This window comes from Aminobacter sp. P4_H6_2, assembly GCF_056400805.1.
Genome location: NZ_JBFUKO010000315.1, coordinates 1 through 6,326, shown reverse-complemented (window position 1 = coordinate 6,326; position 6,326 = coordinate 1). Strand labels below are relative to the sequence as shown.

Sequence of the window (6,326 nt, the reverse complement as noted above, 5' to 3'; positions counted from 1 at the left end):
GGCCCAACCAGACGATCCGCGAAGGTGCGATCAGGCAGGCGCGGCCTCGCTGCCCAAAATGTCCGAGAGGGCCGACAAGAGCCGGTCGATTTGCTCATCAGTGCCCACGGTTATCCTGAGATGGTCAGAGATGCGGGGAGCTGGAAAATGGCGCACGATGACAGCTCGTTGACGCAGCGCGGCGGCCAGTGCTGCGCCCTCGTGGGCTGGATGACGAGCGAAAACGAAGTTGGCGGAAGACGGCAGCACCTCAAAGCCGAGCCGGGCCAGTCCACGGTTCAGCCGCTCTCGGCCCTCGATCACGCGAGTTCGGCACTGCTGGAAATAGTCTTCGTCCTCAAGGGAAGCGATGGCGCCAGCTATGGCGGGCCGGCCAAGGGGATAGGAGTTGAAGCTGTTCTTCACCCGGGTGAGCGCCTCGATCAACTCGGCGTCGCCGATCGCATAGCCAACCCGCAGCCCGGCCAGGGCCCTGGACTTGGACATTGTTTGTACGACCAGAAGGTTCGGGTGGGAGGCGACCAGCGGAATCGCGGTTTCGGCGCCGAAATCAACATAGGCCTCGTCGATCACCACTGGGGCGTCAGGATGCTCCTCAAGCAAAGTGGCGTTATCGGCCAGTGACAGCGCAATCCCTGTCGGCGCATTTGGATTGGGCAGGATGATCGCGCCGGCCGGTCGCCGGTAATCGGCAACACGGATTTGCATGGCCTGATCAAGCGGAACGGCCTCGTAGTTGATGCCAAAAAGGCGGCAATAGACAGTGTAGAAGCTGTAGGTGATGTTAGGGAACAGCAACGGCGCATCATGCTTCAAAAGAGCGGCGAAGACATGCGCCAGCACTTCGTCGGAGCCGTTGCCGACGAACACCTGTTCGGGGCGCACCTGGTGATAGGTGGCCAACGCAGCCCGCAGTTCGGTGGCTTGCGGGTCCGGATAGAGACGCAGCGTATCCGCCGCCTCGCCACCAACCGCTTCCAGCACGCGTGGGGAGGCGCCAAATGGACTTTCGTTGGTGTTGAGCTTGACCAGTTCCGCCATGCGGGGCTGTTCGCCCGGCACATAGGGTTTCAAATCATGCGTCAAGCGGCTCCAGAAACGACTCATTGCTCTGTCCAAAACTCTTGGGACGGTGCGGCGGGGCCTGCGTAGACGCGCAGTACCCGACGCACATCATTTGACGCAGTTCAGCCTTTCCAGCTTCGCGCGATGGCCTTGGTCAGGCCGGGCGCACCAGAATGTGCTTCTTCTTGCCAAGCGACAGCTTGATCACGCCTTCCGGCGTGAGATCAGCCGTGCTGACGGCACGGCGCTCGTCATTGACCGACTGGTCGTTGATCCGCACGGCGCCGCCCTGAACGTGGCGGCGGGCTTCGCCGTTCGAGGCTGCGAGGCCTGCACGCACCACCAGCGACAAAAGACCGATACCGGCTTTCAACTCGTCTCCGGCAATCTCGACCGTCGGCAGCGACTCGGCCAGCGCGCCTTCCTCGAAGGTTTTGCGCGCGGTTTCCGCCGATTGCTCTGCGGCAGTGCGACCGTGCAACATGGCCGTCACTTCGGTCGCCAACACCTTCTTGGCATCATTGATCTCCGATCCGCCAAGGGCAGCCAGGCGCGCGATCTCGTCGAGCGGCATAGCCGTGTAGAGCTTGAGGAAGCGCTCGACGTCGGCATCCTCGGTGTTGCGCCAGTACTGCCAGAAGTCATAGGGCGACAGCATGTCGGCATTGAGCCAGACAGCGCCATTCATCGACTTGCCCATCTTGGCACCCGACGAAGTGGTTAGCAGCGGCGAAGTCAGCGCGTAAAGCTGCGGCGTGCCCAGGCGATGGCCAAGGTCGATACCGTTGATGATGTTGCCCCACTGGTCCGAGCCGCCCATTTGCAGGCGCAAGCCGTAGCGCTTGTTGAGCTCGACGAAGTCGTAAGCCTGCAGGATCATGTAGTTGAATTCGAGGAACGACAGCGACTGCTCGCGRTCCAGCCGCTGCTTGACGGAATCGAAGCTCAGCATGCGGTTGACCGAAAAATGCTGGCCGACGTCGCGCAGGAATTCGAGATAGTTGAGCGGCAAGAGCCACTCGGCGTTGTTGACCATCATCGCATCCTGAGGGCCGTCGCCGAAGGTCAGGTAGTTGGAAAACACCTGCTTGATGCCGTCGATGTTGGACTGGATAATTTCCGGCGTCATCAGCTTGCGCGCCTCGTCCTTGAAGGACGGGTCGCCGACCATGCCGGTGCCGCCGCCCATCAGCGGGACGGGGCGATGGCCGGTCTTCTGCATCCAGTACAGCATCATGATCTGGATCAGGCCACCGGCATGCAGGCTCGATGCCGTCGGATCGAAGCCGATATAAGCCGACACGGTTTCCTTGCAAAAGAGGTCGTCGAGGCCGGCATCATCGGAGGTCTGGTGGATGAAGCCGCGCTCGGAAAGGGTGCGCAGGAAATCGGATTTGAAGCCGGACATGGTTCTTTCTCTTGGCGGACGTGTGGTTCGGTCGATCCGGCATTGGATCGGCGAAGCTGGGGCTTTAGCATCTGAAGGCCCGGAATCACAAGGACGGCGGACTTCATGGCGGTTATGACTTCGATCGGACTGATGAGCGGAACATCGATGGATGGCATCGACCTCGCCATCCTGCGAAGCGACGGGGTCAACGAGATCACGTTGGGTCCGTCCATAGCGGTTGCCTACGACGCAACTTTTCGCCGCCGCATCGAGGCTTCGCTGGAGACGGCCAAGTCGATTGTCCGACGCGAAGACAGGCCGGGCGATCTCGCCGATCTGGAGCGCGAGATCACGCTGCGCCACGCCGCTGCGGTAAAGGATTTCCTGCGCAGCTTGCCCGCCGAGTGGCAAAAGCCCGATTTGATAGGCTTCCACGGCCAGACGGTGCTACATCGCCCGCATCTTGGCGTAACGGTCCAGATTGGCGATGGCGCCTTGCTTGCCCGCGAGACCGGCATGCCAGTCGTCTACGACATGCGCGCCAACGACATGGCTCATGGCGGGCAGGGCGCACCGCTGGTGCCGGCATATCACGCAGCACTCGCCCGTTCGCTGCCTGAGCCATGCGCCGCAATGAAGCCTGCGGTGTTCATCAATGTCGGCGGCATCTCCAACGTCACCTACGTGCCTGAAAAGGGCGATCCCATTGCCTTCGACACCGGTCCCGGCAACACGCTGATCGACCAGTGGGTCAGCCGCGAGGGCGGCGTGCCCTATGATGCCGGCGGTGCCATTGCCAGCGAGGGCGGCGTGGTGACCGAGGTGGTCGAGCGCTACCTCGACAATCCGTTCTTTGGAAAACCCGGTCCCAAATCGCTCGACCGCAACGATTTCACCCTCGCTTTGGCCGAAGGGCTGGAGCTTTCCGACGGCGCCCGCACGCTGGCCGGCGTCTCGGCCGAAGCGATCCTGAAATCGGTCGAGCATTTGCCTGAGCCGCCAAAACTCTGGATCGTCTGTGGCGGCGGACGCAAGAACCCGCATATCGTCGGCGACCTCAAGACAGGGGCAAAAAAGGCGGGAGCCCAAGTGATCGTTGCCGAAGATGCCGGCCTCAACGGCGACGCCACCGAGGCCGAGGCCTGGGCTTATCTCGCGGTCAGATCGGCGCTCCGCCTGCCGCTGACCTTCCCGACCACCACTGGTTGCCGCGAGCCTGTGACCGGCGGCCTGCGCGCCGAACCCTGAACCGGGGACTTCATCAAAGTTTCATCTTCGTGTCACCCGCCCGACATGGCGTGGACCTAGCTGGAGGGCGTTCCTTCAACCAATCGGGGTCCACCATGCGACGCTCTCTCTATCTGGCTGCGGCCGTTCTCGCGCTATCCACCGCTTCCGCCTTCGCGGACGAGACGGAATTCAAGGCAACGCTCACCGGCCACGCGATCCTGCCGGCAAACACCATCGTTGCAGCGCCCGAAAATGCGCCGGAACATCTGCGCACGTCGGGCAAGTTCACGACCCCCGACCGCAAGCGCGCCGAAGGTCTCGGCACCGTTCCGGGCAAGGATGGCGTTCGTCCGACCGGACTTTCGCTGCCGTTCGATGGCCAGCCCGTACAGGGCTTCTCCGGCATCAAGTCGATGGGCGACGGTACCTTCTGGTCGCTCTCCGACAACGGTTTCGGTGCGAAGCTGAACTCTTCCGACGCCGCCCTGATGCTGCACCACCTGTCGTTCGACTGGGACAAGGGCACGGTCGACCGCAAGAAGACGGTTTTCCTCAGCGATCCTGAGCGCAAGGCGCCGTTCCCCATCGTGCTCGAAGGTTCCGACACGCGCTTTCTCACTGGCGCTGATTTCGACGTCGAATCGATCCAGCCGGTGGCAGACGGCTTCTGGGTTGGCGAGGAGTTCGGGCCCTATCTGCTCAAATTCGACCTCGACGGCAAGCTGACCGACGTCTTTGCGACGACCGTCGAAGGTGAGCCGGTACTTTCGCCCGACCATCCGACGCTGATGCTTCCGGGCAACCCGACCGCCAAGAACCCGGCCTTCAACCTCAAGCGTTCGGGCGGCTATGAAGGCCTGGCGATGTCGAAGGACGGCGCCAAGCTCTACGGCCTGCTCGAAGGTCCGCGCTACATGGCTGACGGTGCAGTCGAGAAAGTTGATGGCAAGACCGCGCTTCGCGTCATCGAATTCGACGCGGCCAAGAAGGAATGGACCGGCCGCAGCTGGCTTTACCCGCTGGCCGACGGCGGCGAGGCCATTGGCGATTTCAACATGATCAGCGAAACCGAAGCGCTGGTCATCGAGCGCGACAATGGTGCCGGAACTGCCGACCAGGCCTGCGCTGATGCCAATGATCCCAAGCCCGATTGTTTCGCCAAGCCCGCCAAGCTCAAGCGCATCTACAAGATCGAGATGACAGACGAAAACGCCGGCAAGGCTGTGCGCAAGGTCGGCTACATCGACCTCATGAAGATCGCCGATCCCGACAACAAGAAGCGCCGGGGCGGCGGCGAGGGTTTTTACGACATGCCCTTCGTCACCATCGAGAATGTTGATCTCGTCGACGACAGCCATATCATCGTCGGCAACGACAACAACCTGCCGTTCTCGGCCGGCCGCGCCATCGACAAGGCCGATGACAACGAGTTCGTGCTGCTCGAAGTCGGCGATCTCCTGAAGGCGAAATAAGGAATCTGCAAGCAGCGGGCCGCTGCTAGCCGTCCGCGATCGAAGCGAGAAGAAAGGCTCCTGCTTGGCAGGAGCCTTTTTTCCATGGGGATGTAGTCGTTTCATCCGGGTAGCGACAAAAAGCGCCTTTGACCTTCCAGTCAGTGGAGGTCGTATAGCGCGAATCTGCCTTGCGAAAGCGAGTAATTACCAACGCGCTGGAAGTGACTGAAGCATGCTCCCATGATTGCCGATACAAGTCCGCTGGCCGCCTATGCGGCAGCGTTCGGTTTCATATTGCTGATGGTGTTTGCGGCAGTCTTTTTCGGCGATTCCGAGATCGTGCTGCCGGAAATCGCGGCCATGGCGGTGGCGCTGTGGGCCTGGCGGGAGAAGGGGTGGCTCAGGCAGCCCGAAAAGATCTTCCTCGTGCCGTCCATCACGGCTACCATCGGCTTTGCTGTCAACCTTCTGGATCAGTCCTTCGTCGTGAAGATCCTGCTGGTGTTATGCCTGATGCTGGTTGCCATGCGCGCTATTCGCACCAATCTGGCACCCGCGCTTGCGACCGGATTCCTGCCTATCGTTACCAACGCGACGCACTATTCCTTCCTGATCGCCATCTTCGTCACCACCTTCGCATTGATGCTGGGTGTCGTGCTGTTCAAGCTCAACCGGGGTGTTCCGCGAGAAGCGCCGGTCAAATACAAATACATGCTGGTCTATCTGGTGATGCATCTCGCGTGGATCGGCATCGTCGTGCTGGCTGGCTATCCGCACATGGCCATCATTCCGCCGATCACCGTTGTCGTGTACGAATCCCTGCAGATGCCGATGTATATGCGCAAGATGGCGCTCAAGCAGACGGCCGTGCTCACCTTGTCGGYGCTGATCGGCACGGTGCTGTTTCTTACCCTAGAAAACTGGCTGCTCATCGCCRCCATCGATCTGGCGCTGATCTATGGCTTGCTGCATCTGTTCAAGGCGCGCATTCCGGCAGCCTATGCATTTCCGTTCCTGCCATTTGTCTTTCCGGCGGAGTTCGTGCCGCAATTGCCGGTCGGTGCCGCTGTCGTATCCGTTTTCTTCTTCTCATTGGTCTTGGCGTACAAGACTTATGAAAAGAGGCGCATGGGGCAGGTTGCGGCCATGGCTTGAGCCGCCGCTACGCTGACCTAAGAGGTTTGGGC

5 protein-coding genes are annotated in these 6,326 nt (G+C 61.1%); 3 read left to right on the top strand and 2 right to left on the bottom strand.

Features of this window, described 5'->3' with window-relative positions:
• Nucleotides 1-30: 30 nt before the first annotated feature.
• Both hisC and tyrS read right to left on the bottom strand, forming a co-directional pair.
• Nucleotides 31-1,107, bottom strand: a complete 1,077-nt coding sequence (gene hisC / locus AC1DUU_RS20220) for a histidinol-phosphate transaminase (RefSeq protein ID WP_476785187.1) — start codon at nt 1,105-1,107, stop codon at nt 31-33.
• Between the two features lie 112 nt (nt 1,108-1,219).
• A complete protein-coding gene (gene tyrS / locus AC1DUU_RS20215; RefSeq protein ID WP_476785186.1) occupies nt 1,220-2,473 on the bottom strand; it encodes a tyrosine--tRNA ligase in 1,254 nt (417 codons plus the stop codon).
• Between the two features lie 105 nt (nt 2,474-2,578).
• Between tyrS and AC1DUU_RS20210 the strand changes: the two genes are divergently transcribed.
• The 3 genes from AC1DUU_RS20210 (at nt 2,579) to AC1DUU_RS20200 (ending at nt 6,294) form a co-directional block, all read left to right on the top strand.
• A complete protein-coding gene (locus tag AC1DUU_RS20210; protein WP_476785185.1) occupies nt 2,579-3,703 on the top strand; it encodes an anhydro-N-acetylmuramic acid kinase in 1,125 nt (374 codons plus the stop codon).
• A 95-nt stretch (nt 3,704-3,798) separates the two neighbouring features.
• Entirely contained in the window at nt 3,799-5,157 is a 1,359-nt protein-coding gene (locus tag AC1DUU_RS20205; protein WP_476785184.1) for an esterase-like activity of phytase family protein, read from the top strand.
• Between the two features lie 222 nt (nt 5,158-5,379).
• Nucleotides 5,380-6,294, top strand: a complete 915-nt coding sequence (locus tag AC1DUU_RS20200; RefSeq protein ID WP_476785183.1) for a hypothetical protein — start codon at nt 5,380-5,382, stop codon at nt 6,292-6,294.
• The last annotated feature ends 32 nt before the right edge of the window (nt 6,295-6,326 follow it).